This is a genomic window from Streptococcus mitis SK575 (assembly GCF_000257865.1).
Classification (GTDB): domain Bacteria; phylum Bacillota; class Bacilli; order Lactobacillales; family Streptococcaceae; genus Streptococcus; species Streptococcus mitis_CQ.
Genome location: NZ_AICU01000010.1, coordinates 23210 through 44590, shown reverse-complemented (window position 1 = coordinate 44590; position 21381 = coordinate 23210). Strand labels below are relative to the sequence as shown.

18 protein-coding genes are annotated in these 21381 nt (G+C 37.1%); 4 read left to right on the top strand and 14 right to left on the bottom strand.

The features are described 5' to 3' along the window. Positions 1-88: 88 nt before the first annotated feature. The 12 genes from HMPREF1048_RS03680 to HMPREF1048_RS03625 form a co-directional block, all read right to left on the bottom strand. Complete coding sequence (locus HMPREF1048_RS03680) at positions 89-1441, bottom strand: beta-barrel domain-containing protein (RefSeq protein WP_000781031.1); 1353 nt, start codon at positions 1439-1441, stop codon at positions 89-91. Further along, positions 1438-1905: a hypothetical protein gene (locus HMPREF1048_RS03675; protein ID WP_001086089.1), complete on the bottom strand. Its 468-nt coding sequence runs from the start codon at positions 1903-1905 to the stop codon at positions 1438-1440. Before HMPREF1048_RS03675 ends, HMPREF1048_RS03680 begins: the two co-directional genes overlap by 4 nt. Beyond that, positions 1898-4117, bottom strand: a complete 2220-nt coding sequence (locus HMPREF1048_RS03670; protein WP_000915351.1) for a peptidase domain-containing ABC transporter — start codon at positions 4115-4117, stop codon at positions 1898-1900. Before HMPREF1048_RS03670 ends, HMPREF1048_RS03675 begins: the two co-directional genes overlap by 8 nt. Before the next feature lie 670 nt (positions 4118-4787). Next, complete coding sequence (locus HMPREF1048_RS03665) at positions 4788-5645, bottom strand: helix-turn-helix domain-containing protein (protein WP_000543079.1); 858 nt, start codon at positions 5643-5645, stop codon at positions 4788-4790. 367 nt (positions 5646-6012) lie between these two features. Beyond that, on the bottom strand, positions 6013-7407 hold the full coding sequence (gene argH / locus HMPREF1048_RS03660) for an argininosuccinate lyase (RefSeq protein WP_001107619.1): 1395 nt from the start codon (positions 7405-7407) through the stop codon (positions 6013-6015). A gap of 28 nt (positions 7408-7435) precedes the next feature. After that, a complete protein-coding gene (locus HMPREF1048_RS03655) occupies positions 7436-8632 on the bottom strand; it encodes an argininosuccinate synthase (protein WP_004248290.1) in 1197 nt (398 codons plus the stop codon). 16 nt (positions 8633-8648) lie between these two features. Continuing rightward, positions 8649-9455, bottom strand: a complete 807-nt coding sequence (locus tag HMPREF1048_RS03650; RefSeq protein WP_001038480.1) for an ABC transporter substrate-binding protein — start codon at positions 9453-9455, stop codon at positions 8649-8651. A gap of 206 nt (positions 9456-9661) precedes the next feature. Continuing rightward, positions 9662-10303 (bottom strand): ABC transporter ATP-binding protein, encoded by a 642-nt coding sequence (locus HMPREF1048_RS03645; protein ID WP_000571036.1) that lies wholly within the window; start codon positions 10301-10303, stop codon positions 9662-9664. Then, positions 10300-12408, bottom strand: a complete 2109-nt coding sequence (locus tag HMPREF1048_RS03640; protein WP_000723962.1) for a bacteriocin-associated integral membrane family protein — start codon at positions 12406-12408, stop codon at positions 10300-10302. The genes HMPREF1048_RS03645 and HMPREF1048_RS03640 overlap by 4 nt, the downstream gene beginning before the upstream one ends. A 145-nt stretch (positions 12409-12553) precedes the next feature. After that, positions 12554-13141, bottom strand: coding sequence for a hypothetical protein (locus tag HMPREF1048_RS03635; RefSeq protein ID WP_001108835.1), 588 nt, complete (start codon positions 13139-13141; stop codon positions 12554-12556). Between the two features lie 502 nt (positions 13142-13643). Continuing rightward, the gene (locus tag HMPREF1048_RS03630) at positions 13644-14372 is read right to left on the bottom strand and encodes an ABC transporter permease (RefSeq protein WP_000773482.1); all 729 of its coding nucleotides are present in this window, start codon (positions 14370-14372) and stop codon (positions 13644-13646) included. A gap of 15 nt (positions 14373-14387) precedes the next feature. Beyond that, entirely contained in the window at positions 14388-15233 is an 846-nt protein-coding gene (locus HMPREF1048_RS03625; RefSeq protein ID WP_000452048.1) for an ABC transporter ATP-binding protein, read from the bottom strand. A 181-nt stretch (positions 15234-15414) separates the two neighbouring features. On the opposite strand from HMPREF1048_RS03625, the gene HMPREF1048_RS03620 reads away from it, so the two are divergent. Next, complete coding sequence (locus tag HMPREF1048_RS03620; RefSeq protein ID WP_001268148.1) at positions 15415-16278, top strand: helix-turn-helix domain-containing protein; 864 nt, start codon at positions 15415-15417, stop codon at positions 16276-16278. 49 nt (positions 16279-16327) lie between these two features. Here the strand turns inward: HMPREF1048_RS03620 and apf are convergent, their stop codons facing one another. Then, complete coding sequence (gene apf / locus HMPREF1048_RS03615; protein WP_000843464.1) at positions 16328-16948, bottom strand: aggregation-promoting factor; 621 nt, start codon at positions 16946-16948, stop codon at positions 16328-16330. 241 nt (positions 16949-17189) lie between these two features. On the opposite strand from apf, the gene sdaAB reads away from it, so the two are divergent. The 3 genes from sdaAB to HMPREF1048_RS03600 are packed head-to-tail and all read left to right on the top strand — an operon-like array spanning position 17190 to position 19396. Further along, positions 17190-17861 carry an L-serine ammonia-lyase, iron-sulfur-dependent subunit beta gene (gene sdaAB, locus HMPREF1048_RS03610; RefSeq protein WP_000838909.1) on the top strand — a complete coding sequence of 224 codons (672 nt, stop codon included), beginning with the start codon at positions 17190-17192 and terminating at the stop codon, positions 17859-17861. Positions 17862-17869: 8 nt separating this feature from the next. Continuing rightward, positions 17870-18742 carry an L-serine ammonia-lyase, iron-sulfur-dependent, subunit alpha gene (gene sdaAA / locus HMPREF1048_RS03605; RefSeq protein ID WP_000500050.1) on the top strand — a complete coding sequence of 291 codons (873 nt, stop codon included), beginning with the start codon at positions 17870-17872 and terminating at the stop codon, positions 18740-18742. Positions 18743-18763: 21 nt separating this feature from the next. Next, positions 18764-19396, top strand: a complete 633-nt coding sequence (locus tag HMPREF1048_RS03600; RefSeq protein ID WP_000200884.1) for an HAD family hydrolase — start codon at positions 18764-18766, stop codon at positions 19394-19396. A gap of 112 nt (positions 19397-19508) precedes the next feature. Here HMPREF1048_RS03600 and HMPREF1048_RS03595 read toward each other — a convergent pair whose 3' ends face one another. After that, positions 19509-21359, bottom strand: coding sequence for a polysaccharide biosynthesis protein (locus HMPREF1048_RS03595; RefSeq protein WP_001035687.1), 1851 nt, complete (start codon positions 21357-21359; stop codon positions 19509-19511). Between the last annotated feature and the right edge of the window lie 22 nt (positions 21360-21381).

Below are 21381 nucleotides of genomic sequence, written 5' to 3'. Positions count from 1 at the left end.
GACTTTGTTTATAGCACTTAGTTACCTAGATAAGATATCTTTCCTTTATCTTACTTTATTTTATAGGTGACTTAATGTTTAAAACCAATTATTGCTTGAAACTTAACATTTCCAAAATCCAATCAAGATAGGTTTCTTTATCATAGACAATCCGCACTTCAACTGGCATATCCTTTTGGAGGACGACTGTCTCACTTCCATGTTTTAGAGTTAAGGTTTCTAATTCTATCATGACTTTATAAAGGCTAATATTCCCCTCTTTCGTTTCTTGGGAAATTGTTCCTGAATCAATCTGTCTGACTTGTCCCTTCAGTGTTCCATATTTTTGACTATTTACACCAGTAATAGCAACATCAACTTTTGCTCCTTTTGAAACACGAGAAATATCACTCGCAAGTACAAAAGCCTCTACATAGTAACCTTTTTCTTTCCCTGAAACTTCTGCTATCGTTTGCCCCTGCTGAATAGACATTCCTTGTTTCAAAGGTACCAGATAATGCAGAGTACCTTCATTTGGCGCTAATATACTATGTGCTTTATCTTGACCTGTTGCCACTCCAAGATTAGCCTCAAGCTCTGTAATACTTTTATTGTTGTTTGAACGAGCAGTACCTAACTCACTAATTAATTGAGCATAAATATTATAAGCCTGAGAAGTTGGATTATTATAGGTACGGTTCATATCCTTAATATTGCTTTGTTGACTATCAATCTCGCTATTCTTAGAAGTAATATTTGTTTTTAATGCTTCGATTTTTGTTGTTATTTCTGATATCTTAGTTTCTAACTTAGCTTTGTTATCAGCTGATGTCGTATCTGATAGAGAAGGTGAGTCTCCTTGCTGTTGAAGTTGAAGCAATTCATTTTGTAGAGCTTGCAAGTCGGCATCTAACTGATTTCTTTCAGCTGTTATTTTATTCAACTTCGTATATTCATCCTGAATCTTTGAATACTGGGTACCATTATTATAATTTTCCGAGTTTAACTGAGACAGATAGTATTCAACTTTCCCATAATATTCCTGTTCTTCACCAGAATTAGATAAATGATTGTATTTCTCATTTAATGATTGTTCAAATTTTTGAAAAATAGCTTCTTTTGCGCGTAACTTCTCCAATTGTTTATTCAAAGAGCTCGCTTGTAAACCTTCTTGTCCACTTGATAACGAAATAATGACATCTCCAGCATTTACCATATCTCCTTCTGACTTATGTAAAGTAACTACTTTCCCTGAACTAATTGCTGATAGGAACTCTGTACCTGTTATAACTGAATTCCCATTCGCTTTTACAATATAGTTTTTGGGTATATAAGCTGCACCAATCAATGCACCGCTTAAGACAATAGCAGTTGAAATAATGAGAATAAACGCAAAAGCTGGTGGTCTCTTATCAAAGAAAATACGAGAATAACGTAATTCTGATTTATTATATAATTTCATAGGCTTACAATTGGTCTAAAAATATCTACTACCATTTTTTCAGGAGAAGAATTAACATAAACTGTATAGACAATCCCATCCGTTTGAATATCATTTTCATAGACATATAGGTCCAATTTAGAATACGCATACTGCAGATACTCAGGGCTATCTTCAAAACGAACATATAAACAATATGCAACAGAGATGGAATCCTGTACATCATAAATGTTACTGTACTGTTGAGCATTATGAGCTTGAATATAAAAATCAAAATCAGTCGTTATTAATCCATCATCATGAATAGTTGTACCACAACTTTTTACAATTAATGGACCAAAAATTTGTGCTTTTAACAACTGCAAATGTTGATAAAACTTTTCAATCTCTTGATTTATATTTTCTACTTTTATATCATACAACTTTTTACAGATAACTGACTTTAATACTAGTTTTTTATTATCTTGAATCTCCAGTTTAGCCATAAGTAACCTCCTCTGCATCTAACATAACCGACGGTTCTACTTGTTGCTTCATATAAAAACTCTGTAACTCGACCATTCTAGCATATTTTCCATTTTTAGCCATTAATTCCTCATGAGTCCCATATTCTACAATGGAACCATTCTCCAAAAAACATATCTTATCACATCGAAGAATTGTAGACAGCCTGTGGGCTACTACAATTGTTGTCTTATCTATTATTTTATTAAAGATTAAATCCTGAATAATCTGTTCACTAAATGAATCTAAGTTAGAGGTTGCCTCATCAAATATATACAAGTCAGCTTTACTCAGCAGTGCTCTTGCAATAGCCAATCGTTGTTTCTCTCCACCCGAGAAATTTTGACCACCTTCTTCTACGAAGGAGCCATAACGATTTTGAAGGCGTTGAATCGTATCATGAATACCAACAATACGACAAACTCTCACCATATCCTCATATGTGACAGAAGGATTACCAATTTTTAGATTATCAATAATTGTCCCTGTAAAAAGTTCTATGGTCTGAGGAATGTAGGAAATTTTCTTACGTAATTTACCATAGTCAAGGTCTGATAAGTCATTTGCTCCTATACAAATTTTCCCATCACTAGGGTTTATAAATCGTAATAATAAACGAACTATCGTACTTTTTCCTGCTCCACTTTCTCCAACAAAAGCTATTTTTTCTCCTTGTTTAATTCGCAAATTAAAGTTCTTGATAACAGGTGGGCGCGAACCATAGGCAAATGTTACATCTTTAAACTCAATATCATCACACAAGGTGAAGTCTCTAATACTATAATCCAAGGCAATGTCTTCACGATCTACTTCCATCAATTCTTGAAGTCGACTAACCGCAACCTGTACCTCTTGAAAGGTTAACTGCAAACCAACTAGATTCTGAATAGGTTCTGTAAAATATTGACTTAATGTCTGAAAAACCAAGAGGTCCCCAATAGTCATTTTTCCATCAATGATAAATAAGGCGCCCACTCCCATAAATAATAACCCACCCATGGTTGAGGTCATTGAGGATATTGTAGACTGAATATTCTTCAAAACACCCTCTTTATAACCAATTTCTAAAGTATGAACAAATTTTTCTTCAATTTTGTTTAAACGTTGTTCCTCGTCATGCTGAGACTTAATGGTATCAATGTTACGAATGGATTCAATTAACTGTGAATTAAGAAGTCCATTTGCTTCCATTTGTTCATGATTAATTTTTTTATAAGGCTTTTTAAAACAGTATATAAGAATGATGTTAACAATAACCATAAAAACTAATATCAGAAATAAAGATTGATTAATAGTCCAAAGGACAACCGCACTAATAACTGACAAGGTGATATCCATGACTAATGAAATAGAGACTGACGTAAACACATTCTTTATCGTCATCGCATCTTGAAATCTTGTTAAAACATCACCAACTCTACGACTTCCAAAAAAACTATAAGGAAGATGAATAATATGGTCATAATATCCCATTAAAACCGGTATATCAATTTTTCGAGATAGAAACAAAAGAACGTGCTGACGAAATGCAGATAGAAGAGTCTGTAAGAACGACACTATTCCAAATACTATCAAGAACATATACAGACTATTTTTTAAAGCATATGGAATCACCTCGTCCATGATAACTTTTGAAAAGAGACTCGATAAAATACCAATGATGCTTAAAACAAGAGAAGCTAATACGACTGTACTAATCAAGCCTTTTTGATTAAAAATTAACCTTCCAAATAAATCCAGAAGTCCTTTTCCCTTTAGTTTTCCTCTTTCAAAATCAGAATTTGGGACCATAAAAAGAGTAATACCTTGATAAATTTCTCCCAATTCGTCACTTGACATCTTGCGTATGCCACTAGCAGGGTCTGCTACGTAAAATTTACTATTCCTTTTGATACTATGTAGTACCACAAAATGATTTTGACCTAAATCATTCTTAACTTGAAGAATCGCAGGAAATGTTAATTTTGGAGTCAAATCTTCCAGTGCTACTCGAACAGCTTTTACTGTAAAATTCAACTTATTCAGACCTGAAACAATACCACTGACAGTCGTTCCATACATGTCTGTACCAATAATTTCCCGAATCTTCATGATTGATAGTTCCTTTTTGTAAGATAAAAGAACTGTTGAAACAACTGCCGCAGCACAATCTGACTGATCATGTTGCATCGTACAAGGATATTTTTTTAACATAGAAATACTCAATTCTTTAGAATTAATCTAACTTTTATACCATATATGCTAAATAGCTACAATATTAAGCATTTTTGAATCATGCATATTATGATATCTGTTACGGTGATATGATTTATAAAAGGTTAATTTTTATAATTAATTCAAATTTATCGAATAACTACTTTAAAAACGATATTAGCATTCACAGAAAATCTTATGTAATCACTAGATAGCTCATTGGACTCCCCTTCCTTCTATCTCATTTCATTTTAAACAACGAACTTACTCTTAACTGGGAGAATAGTACGCTCCTGTATCAATACCTCGAGTAACTAGAGTAGTACTAATAAAACTTCGACTATTACTCAGTAGAATTAGCACAATAAGCAATATAGATAGCGCTTTCAAATGTCCAGATTTTAATTTTCCCATCTTGTCACCTTCTTTCACCTATATTATAAATTAGCACATATAAACTGTCAAGTAATTAAAGTAAAAAAATCATATATTTTTAAAAAAGAATTATAGTTATATTTTGTGTATGAAGAGGATAATCTAAAACTCAATTTCAGGATAAAATGAAGTAAATATCCCCATAATGAAACGCATAGTATCAGTTTTTTCAAAACCTGATATTATGCGTTTTTTTATTTTAAAGACTTTTTTCCCAGCCTCATACATTCTCTGACTACTTATCGATCAGATATTGTTCTACCTTGAGTGCCATAACTTCATTATTTTCAATTAGATAGAGCACCTTAGCTTTCATATAATAGTCCTTAGCAACAGAGATATCAAGATCCTCTGTTACATTTCCCAACAAACAATATAAATCTGCTAACCTAAAGCTACTATGATATTTGTTACAAAATTCAATTATCTCCAATAATAGCGCTCTGGACTTATCCATCTCCTCCTGTTTCCAAAGGTGGTAACAATAATTGTATTTTATTTTGATATACAACTCAATTTGTTCACGCACACTGGTATCGATTTTTGAAAGAGCTACGGAAACCTGATCATATAGTTGTTCAAATTTCTCCTTATCCTCATCATAGCCTAAGAAAATCAGCAGGGTATTCAAAATATACAAATAGTCCACTTTATCAATACTAATCCTACTGAGGATGTCCTCTATTTTTGAAATAGCTAGTTTTAATTGATGTTCACATTGATAGGTTAGAATGGCATCTATCCAGTCCAGATAAATCTTTTCATCAAAAGATAAGGAAGTCTGTTGCTTTCTTTCTCCTTCAAAAGCATATTTCAAAGAGGCATAATCTTGATTTTCCAACAATGTTTCAGACAACCTCTTGAAAGCAGACAAGCCTAGAAACTCTTTCGAAATTTCTCCTGAAAAGAAATAGTCCATATTTAAGCTCATTTTTTCAGATAATTTATATAACAAATCTGCTCCTGGCATATATTTACCTTGTTCCATGCGACTTATCTGAGTTTGTTGGCAAATTCCTTCTGCCAACTCTTTTTGCGACCAGCCCAGCTCTTTTCGCTTATTTTTTAATCTTGTTGCTAATAATGCATGCATGCTAACCACCACTATTTATATTCTATAAAAACATTATACTACTTTTTTGAGAAGATTATATCAAATTGGCTACACAGTGTGAACAGGCTTCTAAAAAGAAAAAAGAGCCATTCAAAGCTCTTTCCCCTATTTCTTAATACCAACCGTTGTTAAGCCAGAAATTTTTAGCTCTGCCAAGTCACATGGTGTGCTTACTACTATGTGTCCATGTCACCATGAATCGCCGAACGATTTAACGAGAAAGTATGACTTTTACGTTTATCCCAACTCAATTATGACATTTTTTTCAAAAGTCAATATATCTCACTTTTTTAACGACAAGAAAGAGGCTGTCAATCGACCAACCTCTTATTCTGAACCTATCAATCTAGCACTTTCTAGCTTCATTCGCTTTCTTAGCGACTGCAATTTGGTATTTCACTTGGTCAAATCCTGTACCTCCCAAGGAATTTCGTCTTTGAACAGCAGTTTTAGGTTGCAAGTAGACATAGATATCCTCGGCAATGAGGGAATGATAGGTTTGCAATTCCTCCAGACTCCAATCTTGAATATTTTTAGCAGACTTGATAGAGTCTAGCACTAATCTTCCTACAACCTCATGAGCTTCTCTAAATGGCAAGCCTTTCCCTGCCAAATAATCTGCCAACTCAGTCGCATTTGAAAAGTCCTTCTCTGTCGACTCTTGCATTTTTTCCTTGTTTACCTGCAAACTAGATAACATACCAGCCAACACATCGAGGGAATTTAAAATCGTTTCGACCGTGTCAAACATTCCTTCCTTATCCTCTTGCAAATCCTTATTATAAGCTAAAGGCAAGGACTTCATGACTGTCAATAGTCCAAACAGATTCCCATAAACTCTACCAGTCTTTCCTCGAATCAACTCAGCCATATCTGGATTTTTCTTTTGTGGCATAATAGAGGAACCTGTTGTAAACGTATCTGACAAGGTAATGAATTGGTACTCAAAACTACACCAATTGATCATTTCTTCACAAAAACGGCTCATATGCATCATGAGTATGCTGGCATTGGACAGAAATTCTAAGATAAAATCGCGGTCACTAACAGCATCCAAAGAATTTGTATAAGGTTGCTTAAACTCTAACAAATCGCTAGACAATTGACGATCAATGGGGAAAGTCGTCCCTGCCAAAGCTGCCGCACCTAGAGGGCATAGGTCTGTATGCTTCTGGTTAAATTCAAAACGTTCACTGTCTCTTTGAAACATATTGTAGTAAGCCATCAGGTGGTGGGCAAAACTAATAGGCTGGGCATGTTGCAGATGGGTATAACCCGGCATGATCGTCTCCACATGATTTTCCGCCAAGTCTAATAAAACACCTTTGAGATGAGCCAGTTTATCTAGGACATGGCCTAGTTGCTCCTTGAGATACAAGTGCATATCTGTCGCAACTTGGTCATTTCGAGAACGAGCTGTATGTAACTTCCCTGCAAGGGGACCAATTTTTTCTGTCAGCAACACTTCCATATTCATGTGAATATCTTCGTTTGCGATATCAAAGTCAAGTTGGCCTGCCTCTAGCTCTTCTAGAAGCTCTTTCAAGCCTGCTTGAATCTTTTCTGACTCCTTCAAACTCAAAATGCCCGTCTGACCCAACATCTGAACGTGGGCTAAAGAACCAATCACATCAAATTTAGCTAATTTCTGGTCAAAAGATATACTCGCACCAAAGCGCTCTACCCAGTCTTCGACAGTACCTTCAAAGCGACCACCCCATAATTTTGTATTCTTAGCCATATCACATCCACCTCTCTATCCAATCGCCCTATTTGGCGCTTTTTTGAACCTCAGAATGAACCTTGGTTGGAAGTCCCCACAACTTAATAAAGCCAACAGCTGCATCTTGGTCAAAGGTATCTGCACTGGTATAAGTCGCCAAATTTTCATCGTAAAGAGAATTTGGTGATTTCCGAGCCACTACCTGAGCACTTCCCTTATAGAGTTTGACTTTTGCAGTCCCATTGACAACTTTTTGAGTCTCTTTAATATAAGCAATCAAGGCTTGTGTAGCTGGACTAAACCACAAAGCATTATAAATGAGATTTGATAATTCATTTTCTATGATTGGTTTAAAATGAGCCACTTCTCTCACAAGCGTCAAGTCCTCAATTTCCTTATGAGCTGTCAGCAAGGTCACTGCCCCTGGGCATTCATAGATTTCTCTTGATTTAATCCCAACTAAGCGATTTTCCACGTGGTCAATCCGTCCAACCCCATGTTTTGCAGCTATTTCATTGAGTTTTTGAATCAAATCTGCCAATTTTAGCCCTTCTCCATTGAGGGAAACTGGAACACCTTCACTAAACTCAATATCAATGTATTCTGGCATATCTGGAGCTTGCTCTGGAGAAGTTGTGATGCCAAAGGCTTCTTCTGGAGCCTGATTCCATGGATTTTCCAAAATACCACATTCATTGGCACGTCCCCAAAGATTTTGGTCGACAGAGTAGGGATTGTCAAGGTCAGCAGGAACAGGTACTCCATTTTCCTTGGCATAATGAATTTCTTCCTCCCTAGACCATTTCCATTCACGAACTGGCGCAATCACTTTTAAATTGGGATCCAAGGCTGCAATCGATACTTCAAAACGCACTTGGTCATTCCCCTTACCTGTACAACCATGAGCAATTGTAGTCGCTCCTGTCTGATGCGCTATTTCAACCAATTTTTTAGAAATAAGAGGGCGGCTCAAGGCAGATACCAAGGGGTACTTTTGTTCATAATAGGCATGTGACTGAAGAGCCACTAGCACATAATCTGTAGCAAATTCGTCCTTAACATCAATGACATAAGATTCGACTGCCCCAACCTTGAGAGCCTTATCATGGATGAAATCTAAGTCTTTCCCTTCACCCACATCCATACAAACTGCAACAACATCATAGTCTTTCTTTAACCAGGTAATAGCAACTGATGTGTCCAAACCGCCAGAATAGGCCAAAATTACTTTTTCTTTACTCATGTTCTTTTCCTTCTTTCTATTTTTCAATGGACGCTTTAAAGGCATCCTCAATGAGTTTGTCTAATTCCCCAGACTCCTTCAACTTTTGAATGGTTTTATCGACTGCCTCTTTCAATTCCTTGCTATCTTTTTTCATAGCAACCGCGTAGGAATCATCTTGCTCTTTTTCAAAATTGAGGTCTGCGATTGCTAAATCAGGATTATTTTCCACAAATCCCTTGGCAACTGGTTCTTCAAAAATAACGGCATCCACTTGTCCTGATTTTAAATCTGTGATTAAATTCCCATTTTTAGGCAGAGATACGAGGGAAGAATTTTGTAGCAAATCTTTCGCCATCGTTTCTTGAATCGAACCTTTCTGCGCTCCGACCTTTTTCTGCGCTAAGTCGTTGACAGACTGATAAGTGGCTAAATCAGATTTTTTGACAATGAGCTTATTTTTTGAAGTATAGTAGGGAGTTGAAAAATCGAACACCTTGCTCCGTTCATCTGTCTTAGAAACACCTGATATGGCAAGGTCAGCTTTTCCTGATTGAACACTAGCCAGTACATTGTCAAAACTCATGGGAGATAGTTCCAATTCGACACCTAGTTCTGTTGCGATAGCCTTGGCTAATTCGATATCTGAACCCACAATCTGATTTTTCCCATCAACCACTTTTTGATATTCAAATGGAGCAAAATCTGGATTGAGGGCTACAACCAATTTTCCTTTGGACTTGATAGCTTCAATTCCAGCCGATTGATTGTTACTACAAGCAAATAGTAGGGGGAGCATCACTAAACCAAACATCGTCATCAACACCTTCTTCATCTTATTCATAACAAAGCCTTCTTTATGTTTATTCTTTTTAGTTGTATAAATAATACTCCTATACTCATCGTTTGTCAAGCCTAAATTGAAAAATTTTTCAATTTGAAACAAAAAAACCTAGAAATACTACATAAAAATGTCATTCCTAGGCGTATTTATGCTATTTCTCTCTGGAAAACATGAGTATTCAGTCAGTCAAAAGAAGCCGAACGAACTCATTTCCCCTCGCCCAATTCAATGATACGATGACATTGTTGGGCTACATAAGCATCGTGGGTCACAATAATAACTGTTTTCCCCTCGCGATTCATCTCTAAGAGAAACTTCAAGACCAAATCTCTATTTTCAGGATCCAGAGAACCTGTTGGTTCATCGGCTAAAATCAGCTGGCTGGGTTTTAAGATGGCTCTAGCAACTGCAATTCGTTGTTGTTCGCCACCAGACAACTCGGAGACCTTTTGATGCAACGTAGCTGACAAACCTACTCTCTCTAAAATCTCTTCCACCTTTTTGAGCTTGTCTTTCTTGGACAATTTCACATATTTCAGCGCCAGCATGAGATTGTACTCGACCGTTTCATCATCAATCAGGGCAAAATTTTGAAACAGATAAGAGATATGTTCACGGATTATTGTTTGCGACTTGGCAGAATTGACTGCTAGATTTGTCTGACCAAAAATCTCATACCGTCCGCTATAATCACCATCTATCAAACCTAATAAATTTAACAAGGTCGACTTACCACTACCACTTTTTCCAACAATGGCTACCAAATCCCCCTGATCAATCCTGAGAGACAAGTGATCCAAAATCACTTTTCCTCCAATGGTTTTGGTAATATTTTCCAACTCAATCATAAGATGCCCCCTTTCAATAACTCTACTAGACTTCTTTTCTCCATCTTAGAAGCCAAGGCTAGCACAAATAGTATATCCAAACATGTAAAACCTGCAAACAGTAGAAGTGGCAAGAGCGCATGGGCAAAGAAAATCAAGATTAGAAGAGGCAGACTATAGCCCAGCAAGAGCAGAACGAGGAGAGGACGGTAGCGATCGACCAGTTTCCACCCCATAAACTTCTTGGTAATGATATCCCTGCGCTTCAACAAGAAAGTAGTAACGAGTAAAAAGTAGGAAATCATCATGCTAAGGAGACCAAACAAAGCAAAGAGTAGGTTAAAATTCCGAACAGCATCTCTATAAGAATCCACTTTCTCTTGTTGAATGGCTTGAATAGATGAAAATTTTAAATAATTTCCATCTGACAATTTCTCAACTAACTCTGTAATCTCTTTTTGATGTTGAACCGTATTTTCAATTTTAATCGGATTATTTAAGCCAGTTGTTGACAGGGAGGCTTTCTCATCCCACATCATATCAGAATCATTGACCAAGCTAATAATTGGATTGGAGAGATTTTCCTTTCGCTTATCACTATATGGGAAAAATGACCAATCTCCTTCATAATAGGCAATTTCTACATCCATATCTTCTATTGTTTGTTTTTGCTGCTCTTCATACTTCATCGAATGAAAGGCAATTAACTTCCCCAAGAGCTGATTTTTATCTTCTTCACCTTTCGTACTTGCTGGCATCAAAATAACTTTTTTAATACCGGTATCTGGTAGCTTGAATCCCTTGCTCTTTAGAAAATTGCGATTGGCATAGTAAACATCCACCGTATCTGTTAACTGATATTGCTGAATCTGTTCTGATTGGACAAAATTTTTTACAGGAAGACTGCTACTCTGCACATAGCCCGCCTGCGTTTTTTCTACCAAATCCTGATAAAATCGATAGAAATAATCTGTAGATTTCCCTGACCCTGCTAGCTCTTCTTGCCACAAACTATCACTGAGTTGGAAGGTTTCTAAGGTCAGGTAATTCCCTTGGCTTACCCACTGTTGCTGATAAGCAAGTTCTTTGTTTTCTTGTTCTAGACTTCTGCCCACCCCAATCAGTAAGGCCGTCAGTAAAATAGTTGTCCCTATTTTCATCACATAATTGAAGATAAGACCAAGTTTGACAGATGAAAAACCTTTCAACATGGAACTGACTGTCATTTTCTGAATCATCAGGTAGGTCAGCCAACTGATGAACAAATACAACTGTAAAAGTAGAAATTGGGATAAGAGTAAACTTGGGAACAGAAGTTTTGGTCTGGAGTCCAGCACTAAAAATAGTCCCAAGTCAATAATAAGACTTCCACCCAAGAGAAGATAAAAATTAGTCTTTACAAAACCAGCTAAAATCGCCCTGCTTTGAAAACCAAGTAACTTTTGAACTCCCACTCGTTTCATCTCCATCATCGGTTGATACACTGTCACTAACACAAGAAGCAAAATAGCCAAGACAAAAACAATGGCAGATAAAAGCAAATCTCGATTTATGACTTCCACTGCACTTTTGTAGGTCGGCTCTAGCAAGGTAGCCTGGTCTATCTTGAAAAAATCGCTCCATTTCTGTACAATCCTATCCTTGTCCATCTCTTGTGTAGAAGTTATCGTATAGCGACCATTTAAACTACGAGATGTATCCTTGATATAGGTTTGAAAAGTCATAAGCTGAATAGGTTTGGCTTTTAGAAAGGTCGGAATCGTACCAAGTTTATTGGAAATTTCTTTATTACTATAGACTCCTTCACCATCTGTGGTAAAATCAAGAGAAGAAATCCCAAACTCTTGGTAGGGGAAGGTATCTTTATCAAAAACACCAGACTTGACCACCTCATCACCACTGTCTGTTTTGATGATGGAGACTTTATACTCCTTTGATACATCCTCAAAAAATCGAAGAACAGACGCTGCAGGTTCGTTAATATCTTTCAAATACAAATCCAAAGAATCTACAGTCTTTCCCATTTCTTGAATCCGAACCACTTCTCGTGTATAGTTTACATTAAAAACAAAAAAAGTGGTACACAGCAAGAGCAGGAGCATACAAAGATGACTGATTTTTTTCATAGAGATACCTCCCGTGAAGAAAAAACTAACTTTCCAATAAAGCCACACAGTGATTCTCTCAACTTAATTGTGTTCAAGGCTGAAAACACTGTGTGGTTTTTGAATGTTTGAACGTTTAGAAGTTAGTTTTTTGAGCAATTATCTATCAGAATGTTCTTTTATCTGTCAATAATCCGAGAAAATCTTGTCGTTTCAAGTCGGAGAAATGTTTGGTAGAAAGACTTCCTTTTTGAAGTCCATCATCTCTAACCTGCAAATAATAGCTATGTTGGCTTGTTTTAATTGTCAAAAAATCACCAAATATAAAAACTCTTTTCCAGTTGCGAATCTCAAATTCTTTCATCTCTGATTTTGGAATGCGGATAAGTCCTTGTCGCAAATCACGATGGTGCTCACTTGTGAAAGTCATCCCATTCCCAAGATTTCTTATCAGTAGTTCATCTGGAGTCACCATCACCAGCGCTATTTTAGTTAAGAAAATTTCAACTGTTGGTGGTAAAATCGCCAAATTAAACCAGGGATGTAGGTAGCGATAGGCTAAGAAATAATGAGGCTCCTCACCCAATCCTAGTTGTTTATATAAGGCCTTGACCTCACTATCTAACCTCGCTTCAAAAGACATATCCGAATGCTCTTCTTCCTTCCTCTGATTAAAATAACGCATCCAGACTAGAAAACCTATAAAGACTATAATAAATATTCCTGATAAGAGATATTTTACATTGTAGTTCATCACTTAACCTCCTGATTAACTTTTCCGCCTAAAACAGAGGCCTATCTATTTTGAAAATAGTTCCATAACAACTTTAAATAAAACTGGTGACATTGTATCAAGCTAGAATTCTTTCTTTTCTAGCTGCATCATAATTCTTTGCTGAATACAAAGTTAAGGGTACTGTATTTGTTAACGCTTACACAATCCCTGTTTTACCTATATTATAAATCAACATATATAACCTGTCAAATAATTAAAGAAAAATATTAAATATTTTCAAGTAGTTTCAGTCTTGAATACAATCAAGTTGAAAGGAATACCGTGTGGTTTTTGAATTTTTGAAGTTTCATAGGTCAGTTTGTTGGATAATGTTATAAGAAAATTCATGCTCATCAATAGAAGGCTTAATTCCCCTACAATTATCTGTTTACCTCTGTTATACATTCTAATTTTCTCTATCCAGCGCAACATCTTTTTATTTTTTGCTAGATTTTGAGACGGTAAATAATACTAAATGAAACTAAAATGAATACTCCTTGCTTTTCTTGAGAGTGAACAAGTACAATAAAATGATTGTAGTGATTACCACAAGATACTGACTAATAGACATCGTATTTGAAGCAACAAATACAGGTAAGGAATAAAAAGGAAGAAGTTCAATCGCTTTGATAAACAAATCATTACTAGTATTCATCATAATCGTATTTAATATATTAGGGATAAAGAGTAGTAAAGCTACTAAAATACCAAATACCAAGCCACTTTTCAATTTGTATAAATAAAAAATGTAAGATAATAGAAAATAAAATAGGACTAACAAAATTGTATTGACTACAATGGCTGCTATAAAATCTAATCCTAAATCACCTGGAACACCCAATTTACTTACGATGACTAGTAGCACAATGCCATTCAAAGCATAAATAATGGAAACTGAGATGGCATATATAAAATTAGACAAGACGTAAATCATCCGATTTTTCTGTTGATTATAAAATAAACTTATCGTATTGTGGGAAAAATCCCTGCTAATAATTCGGTTAGCATGTATAACAGCCATTAACATACCGAGCATAGCATAAAAATTTGAAATATGCTTAATACCAAGTGATGTCCCTTGAGTCTTTAGAATAAAGAATGTAACCAGTATCGGCGGTATAAACGAGATAATCAATCCGAGATATATTACGCCTGATGAATATAAATCTCTTATATTTTCCTTAAGAAAATTCAATTTATTTAATTTCATGATTATAACCTTCCTTTATTTTGAACGATTTAGATAAATATCTTTAAGCGTCTCTTTTTTAGTTTCAAAATCAACTACTTTAATAGAGTTTTCGTTAAAAAATTTAAAAAGCTCACTACTTTGAATATTCCCAGACATAGTAATTCTCAGTCCCTCTTCCTGAACAATATCCCCAAATTCTTGTTTGGTAATGAAAATGTCTCTATCTGTAGCTGATGAAAAAGCTATCTCAAACAAGTAATTATGACTATCTTTTCCTACTTTTTGAAATGTCAAAAGCCCGTTCTCCAAGAAAAGAACCCTCTCACAAATTTCTTCAATATCTTCTAATTTATGACTCGATATTAAAATTCCCACATTTTCATGTAAAGCTAAATTTTTTAGAACCGCTAAAACTATTTGTGATGATTCAATATCTAAACCATTAGTCGGTTCATCTAAAATCAATATATCCGGTTCCGTAACGAGAGTTAGAAGCAAAGCTAATTTTTGTTTTGTACCCAAAGAATAGGTCTTTACTTTTTTATTAATAGACTGAGTCAAATCTAACTCTTGGATCAAACTTCCAAATCTTTCTTGATTGTAGTCAACACCATATAAATTTGCCAGATATTTTAAATTCTCTAAACCTGTTTTAGATAAAAATAATTTTGGTTCTTCGATTAAATACCCAACATTATCACTACTTATAATATTCCCTGAAGTCGGTTGATTATTCTGAACAAGAATTTTCATCAACGTACTCTTACCAACTCCATTTCTCCCTACTAGACCAACAATTTCACCCTTGTTAAGTGCAAAATTTATATCTTTGAGAATGATTGAATGACCATAATGCTTACTTACATTTATAACTTCCATTTTTTATTCCTCCCTGTATTTTGTATCTACAGTATACCTCTTCTTTATTCTATTTTAAAATTAGTTAACTTTTTTCACACATTATTTTAGCTTTCTTTTTTACTATTCCTGTTATTATGATACAATATTTTTAATAGGATTTTATTATTTGTTAACTTTTTTCACAAAAAGGAGAAAGCCCATGCGTTATGATTTCGGAAAAGTCTATAAAGAAATACGTGAGTCAAAAGGATTGACCCAAGAAGAGGTCTGTGGGGAGGTTCTCTCAAGAACCAGCTTATCAAAAATTGAAAGTGGTAAAGTAACTCCCAAATATGAAAATATGGAGTTTCTTCTCCGGCAAATCAATATGAGTTTTGAAGAGTTTGACTATATCTGCCACCTCTATCAACCGAGCCAACGAACAGAAATCATGCAAACCTATCTCAATATGAGCTCAACCCTAGGGACTAGTGAACTCGAAAAACTATTTCAAAAATGCCAAGACTATCTCAAAACCCACCACGACCTGCCTATAGAAGAAATAAGGGATATGCTGGAAATTGTCATTCATATCCGTCAACATGGTACAGAGCAACTGTCAGACCAAGTGAAACAGATTGTCAAAAAACTTTGGGAAAAAATTGAAAAACAAGATACATGGTATGAAAATGACCTAAAAATCCTCAATACCATCCTTTTCAGCTTTCCTATTGAACACCTCCATCTCATCACTGGAAAAATCTTGCAACGCTTGGAAGTCTATAAAAACTACCAACATTTATATGACTTGCGAATGGCAATCCTACTCAATCTGTCCACCATTTACTTATACCATCAAGACAAAAACATGTGTCAACAAATCTGCTATACTTTACTAGAGGACGCTAAGAACAAGAAAAGCTACGATAGGCTTGCTATCTGCTATGTCCGCATCGGGATTTGTAGGGATGAGGCTAGACTTATCCAAAAAGGTTTCTCACTTCTAGAGCTGACCGAGGAAACTTCTATGCTGTCTCATCTCAAAAAAGAAGTAGAGATCTATTACCAAGCGAAGGAAAAATAAAAAGTCGAGGAGATTCCTCGACTTTTACATATTATTTGTTCGTTAGTTCTTAATACCGGCCATTATTAAGCCAGAAGTTTTTAGCGGCTGTCCATGAACCGTAACGTCCTGCAACATAGGCATCTGCTACACGTTCTTGGTTTTCAGCTGAGTAGTCACCGTTCAAGTATGAATCTGTCAATTGGTAACGTCCGATGTAACGTCCGTTTGTAGCTGTGTAGCTACCGCCTGATTCTTTTTGAGCGATCCATTCTTTGGCTTCTGCTTCAGATCCGCTTACAGTTGAAGCAACCGTTTCTTCTGCTGCAGGTGCGCTTGCCACTGGAGCTTCTTCTGCTACTTCTGTAGTTTCTGCCACTGTAGCTGAAACAGCTTCATCTTGGGCAGCTGGAGCTTCATAAGTCGTTGAAGCTGGTGCTACTGGCGCTGCTGGACCGTCGATAACCAACTCTTGACCAACATAAATCATATGGATGTTGTCAATGTGGTTGTTTTCTGCCAATTTCTCAACTGTTGTGTTGTGAGTTTCAGCGATTTCTGAAAGCGTATCACCTTCTTTAACAGTGTAAGTTGATGATTCTTGAGCAGATACAAATGATGGAGCAAATACTGCAAACAAGGCAGCTACTCCTGCAAGAGTTGTTTTAATCTTTTTAGTTGTTGATTTCATATTTGAAAATTCTCCTTCTTTCTATAGTTCTATGATACCTTTTAAATATTACCGTTTCTTGACACTTTTATGTAGAAATATTACAAAATTATTTTTTATTTCCCTAAATAATGTGTTTTTTGTCATAAAAGATACTATTTTTATGCTATTTGAGGTATTAGAAAGGTTTTCATCCGCAATTAAAGCCAAGACCTTTATTCTTTGATATAATAGAGATAAGAATTTTTATAAGGGGAAACTGATGAAATCACTTCGTTTTCAATCTGTCTTTGATATCATCGGACCAGTTATGATTGGCCCATCTAGTAGCCATACTGCTGGTGCTGTTCGTATTGGGAAGATTGTCTCTTCCATTTTTGATGATACTCCGACAGAAGTCGAATTCCAACTATTTAACTCATTTGCCAAGACCTATCGTGGTCACGGGACAGACCTAGCCCTTGTTGCAGGTATTTTAGGCATGGATACAGATGATCCTGAAATTCCAAACAGCCTGGAAATTGCCCACAAGCGTGGCATCAAGATTGTCTGGACCATTCAGAAAGACAGCAATGCTCCTCATCCAAACACCACTAAAATTACCGTCAAAAATGCTCACAAGACCATCAGCGTAACTGGTATTTCTATCGGTGGAGGAAATATTCAGGTAACCGAACTCAATGGCTTTGCCGTCTCTCTCAATATGAATACACCGACTATCATCATTGTTCATCAAGATATTCCAGGTATGATTGCCCTCGTAACAGAGGCTCTTTCCCGCTATGATATCAATATCGCCCAGATGAATGTTACTCGTGAAAAAGCTGGTGAAAAAGCCATTATGATTATCGAAGTTGACAGTCGCAACTGTGATGAGGCCATCGAAGAAATTCGAAAAATCCCTCATCTCCACAATGTCAATTTCTTTAAATAGGAGGAAGCATGTTTTATTCTATCAAAGAATTGGTCGAGCAGGCAGAACTGGACTTTCAAGGAAATGTCGCAGAACTCATGATTACAACAGAATTTGAATTGACCGGTCGCGAACGTGAAGAAGTCTTCCTTCTCATGGAACGCAATCTGGAAGTCATGAAAGCCTCTGTCCAACTTGGCCTCAATGAAAATAAATCTCGTAGTGGCCTGACAGGTGGAGATGCTGCCAAATTGGATCACTACATCAAAAACGGAAAAACTCTATCAGATTATACGATTCTCTCGGCTGCCCGAAATGCCATCGCAGTCAATGAACACAATGCTAAAATGGGCTTGGTTTGTGCCACTCCGACCGCAGGAAGTGCTGGCTGTCTGCCCTCAGTTCTAACAGCTGCTATTGAAAAATTAGACCTCAGCCACGAACAACAGCTGGATTTCCTCTTTGCTGCCGGTGCCTTTGGACTAGTCATCGCAAACAATGCCTCTATCTCAGGTGCTGAAGGTGGCTGTCAGGCCGAGGTTGGTTCGGCCTCTGCTATGAGTGCTGCAGCCTTGACTCTAGCTGCAGGCGGAACACCTTATCAGGCCAGCCAGGCCATTGCCTTTGTCATTAAAAATATGCTGGGCCTCATCTGTGACCCTGTTGCCGGCTTAGTTGAAGTTCCCTGTGTTAAACGCAATGCCATGGGAGCTAGCTTTGCCTTCATCGCAGCAGACATGGCCTTGGCAGGTATCGAATCTAAAATCCCTGTGGATGAAGTTATCGATGCCATGTATCAAGTAGGAGCAAGCATGCCAACTGCCTTTCGTGAAACAGCTGAAGGTGGACTCGCTGCCACCCCTACTGGTCGTCGCTTACAAAAAGAAATTTTCGGAGAATAAGCTTATCAAATAGGAGAAACCATGACCTCTATCACAGCTATCTTTTTCGATCTGGATGGAACCCTCGTTGACAGTTCTATCGGGATTCACAATGCCTTTACTCATACTTTTAAGGAACTGGGGGTGCCTAGTCCTGATGCCAAAACGATTCGTAGTTTTATGGGACCGCCCCTTGAAAGTAGTTTTGCGACTTGCCTTCCCAAAGACCAAATTTCTGAGGCTGTCCAGATATACCGTTCTTACTACAAGGCAAAAGGCATCCATGAAGCTCAACTCTTTCCTCAAATTATAGACTTGCTTAAGGAGTTATCTAGCAATTACCCTCTTTATATCACCACTACAAAGAATACTCCAACCGCTCAAGACATGACAAAAAACTTGGGAATCTATCATTTCTTTGATGGCATTTATGGTTCCAGCCCTGAAGCACCCCATAAGGCAGACGTTATTCGCCAAACCTTGCAGACACATCAACTAGCACCTGAACAAGCCATCATCATTGGAGATACCAAGTTTGATATGCTGGGAGCTCAAGAAACAGGCATTCAGAAATTAGCCGTCACTTGGGGATTTGGAGAGCAAGCAGACTTGCTAAACTATCAACCTGATTATATCGCCCACAAACCCTTAGAAGTTTTGGAGTATTTTCAATAACATAGACTGGGCGACAACTCTATTTCAGAAGAAAATGAAGTAAGTCTCTACATAACAAAACGCATATTATCAAGACCACTTTTAAAGACCTGATAATATGCGCTTTTCTTTTTTATTCAACGTGTGTTGTTTGATTGGCAAAGGCGATAATGGCTTGCTTCAACTCATCTCCACTAAGAGTGCGGAACTCTTCAATTTTTTGATCAATGGCTTCTAGAGGCATAACATTAACCTTACCAACGAAAATCTTATCCATAACTTGGTTATCAACAAGCTCGGTTGATACCAAGAGTTCTTCGTAAAGTTTTTCGCCTGGACGGATTCCAACTTCAACAATTGGAATTTCACTTTCGGTGTGTCCACTTAGAAGCACCATTTTCTTGGCCAAGTCATAAATTTTGACTGGTTTGCCCATATCAAGGATAAAGACTTCTCCATCCTTGGCATAGGCACCGGCATGGATAACCAGACGGCTAGCTTCTGGAATGGTCATAAAGTAACGGGTCATGCGGAAGTCTGTCACCGTTACAGGCCCACCTTCAGCAATCTGACGTTCAAAGACTGGAATGACACTACCACGGCTACCAAGAACATTTCCAAAACGAACCGCACAGTAGGTTGATTGGCTACGTTGGTTAAAGCCAGTGACAATCAACTCAGCCACGCGCTTGGTTGCTCCCATAACATTTGGTGGATTAACTGCCTTATCTGTCGAAATCATAACCATCTTAGGTACTTTGGCTTCATCAACAGCCTTAGCAACATTGTAGGTTCCACGAATATTGTTTTTGAAGGCTTCTTTTGGATTGCGCTCCATCATAGGAACGTGCTTGTGGGCAGCCGCATGATAAACAATAGCTGGCTTGTACTGCTCAAAGACTTGCAAGAGACGATCATAGTCTTGAATATCTGCGATAACTGGCACATAATCAATCCCTTGGAACTTACGAATCAATTCATGATAAACAAGGTAGATTGAATTTTCCCCATGACCGAGCAAGACGATGCGTTCAGGATTGAAGCGACTAACTTGGCGACAGATTTCAGAACCGATTGAACCTCCAGCACCTGTAACCAAGATTGTCTTACCTGTCAGTTCTGCGCCCAGACGCGATTCGTCAAGACGAATTTCCTGACGACCCAAAAGGTCTGTGATATCAATCTTCTGGAAGCCTCCACCTGCTTGGTGAAGTCCCTGAACAACAGTTTCAACCTTAGGCATCTTGTAACATTTGACACCCAGCTTATTACACATCTGCAAGATACGTTCATATTCTGACGGGTCAAGCGACGGAATCGCAACGATAACACGCTCGATTTGATGGCGTTTAGCTAATTCAGGCAATTCATCATATGAACCCAAAACAGGAATCCCACCAAGTTTTTGTCCCTTTTTCTTCGCATCCTTATCCAAAATACCAACAAGTTCCAAATCACTGGTTGGATGTTGGTAACTATCCATAAAGAGGGCTCCGCCATCACCAGCACCAATCAAGAAAGTACGGCGGTGTTCTCCATCACCACTGCCTTTTTTGCGTCTAGAGTAGATTAACTGCCAAGTAATCCGTGGCAATAAAATCAAGAAGGTACTCAACAAGATAAAGAGAATGATGAAACGGATTGAAAAGAGTGGCAAGAAGGCATAGCAGATTCCATAAGACAAGACGCTGCTCGCAGTCACACCAAAAAAGATTTTCATAAAATCTGTGATCTTGCTGTAACGACTAATACTAGCGTTCAAGCCCCAAAATGCAATCATCAATTGATAGAACAGGAAGGCCAAACTCGTATAGATGATGTAGTCAACAGGTGCTGGATTAATCAGCCCATAAAATAAAATATAAGATACAATGATGGAAACCACCATACTGAAAATATCAAATATTCCCCAGAAAACCTGCTTTTGTTGTTTATTTAAAATTTCCACCAGATCAATCACATAATCTGTGAGTTTTTTATTCATAGAAATTTACTCCTCCTTAAAA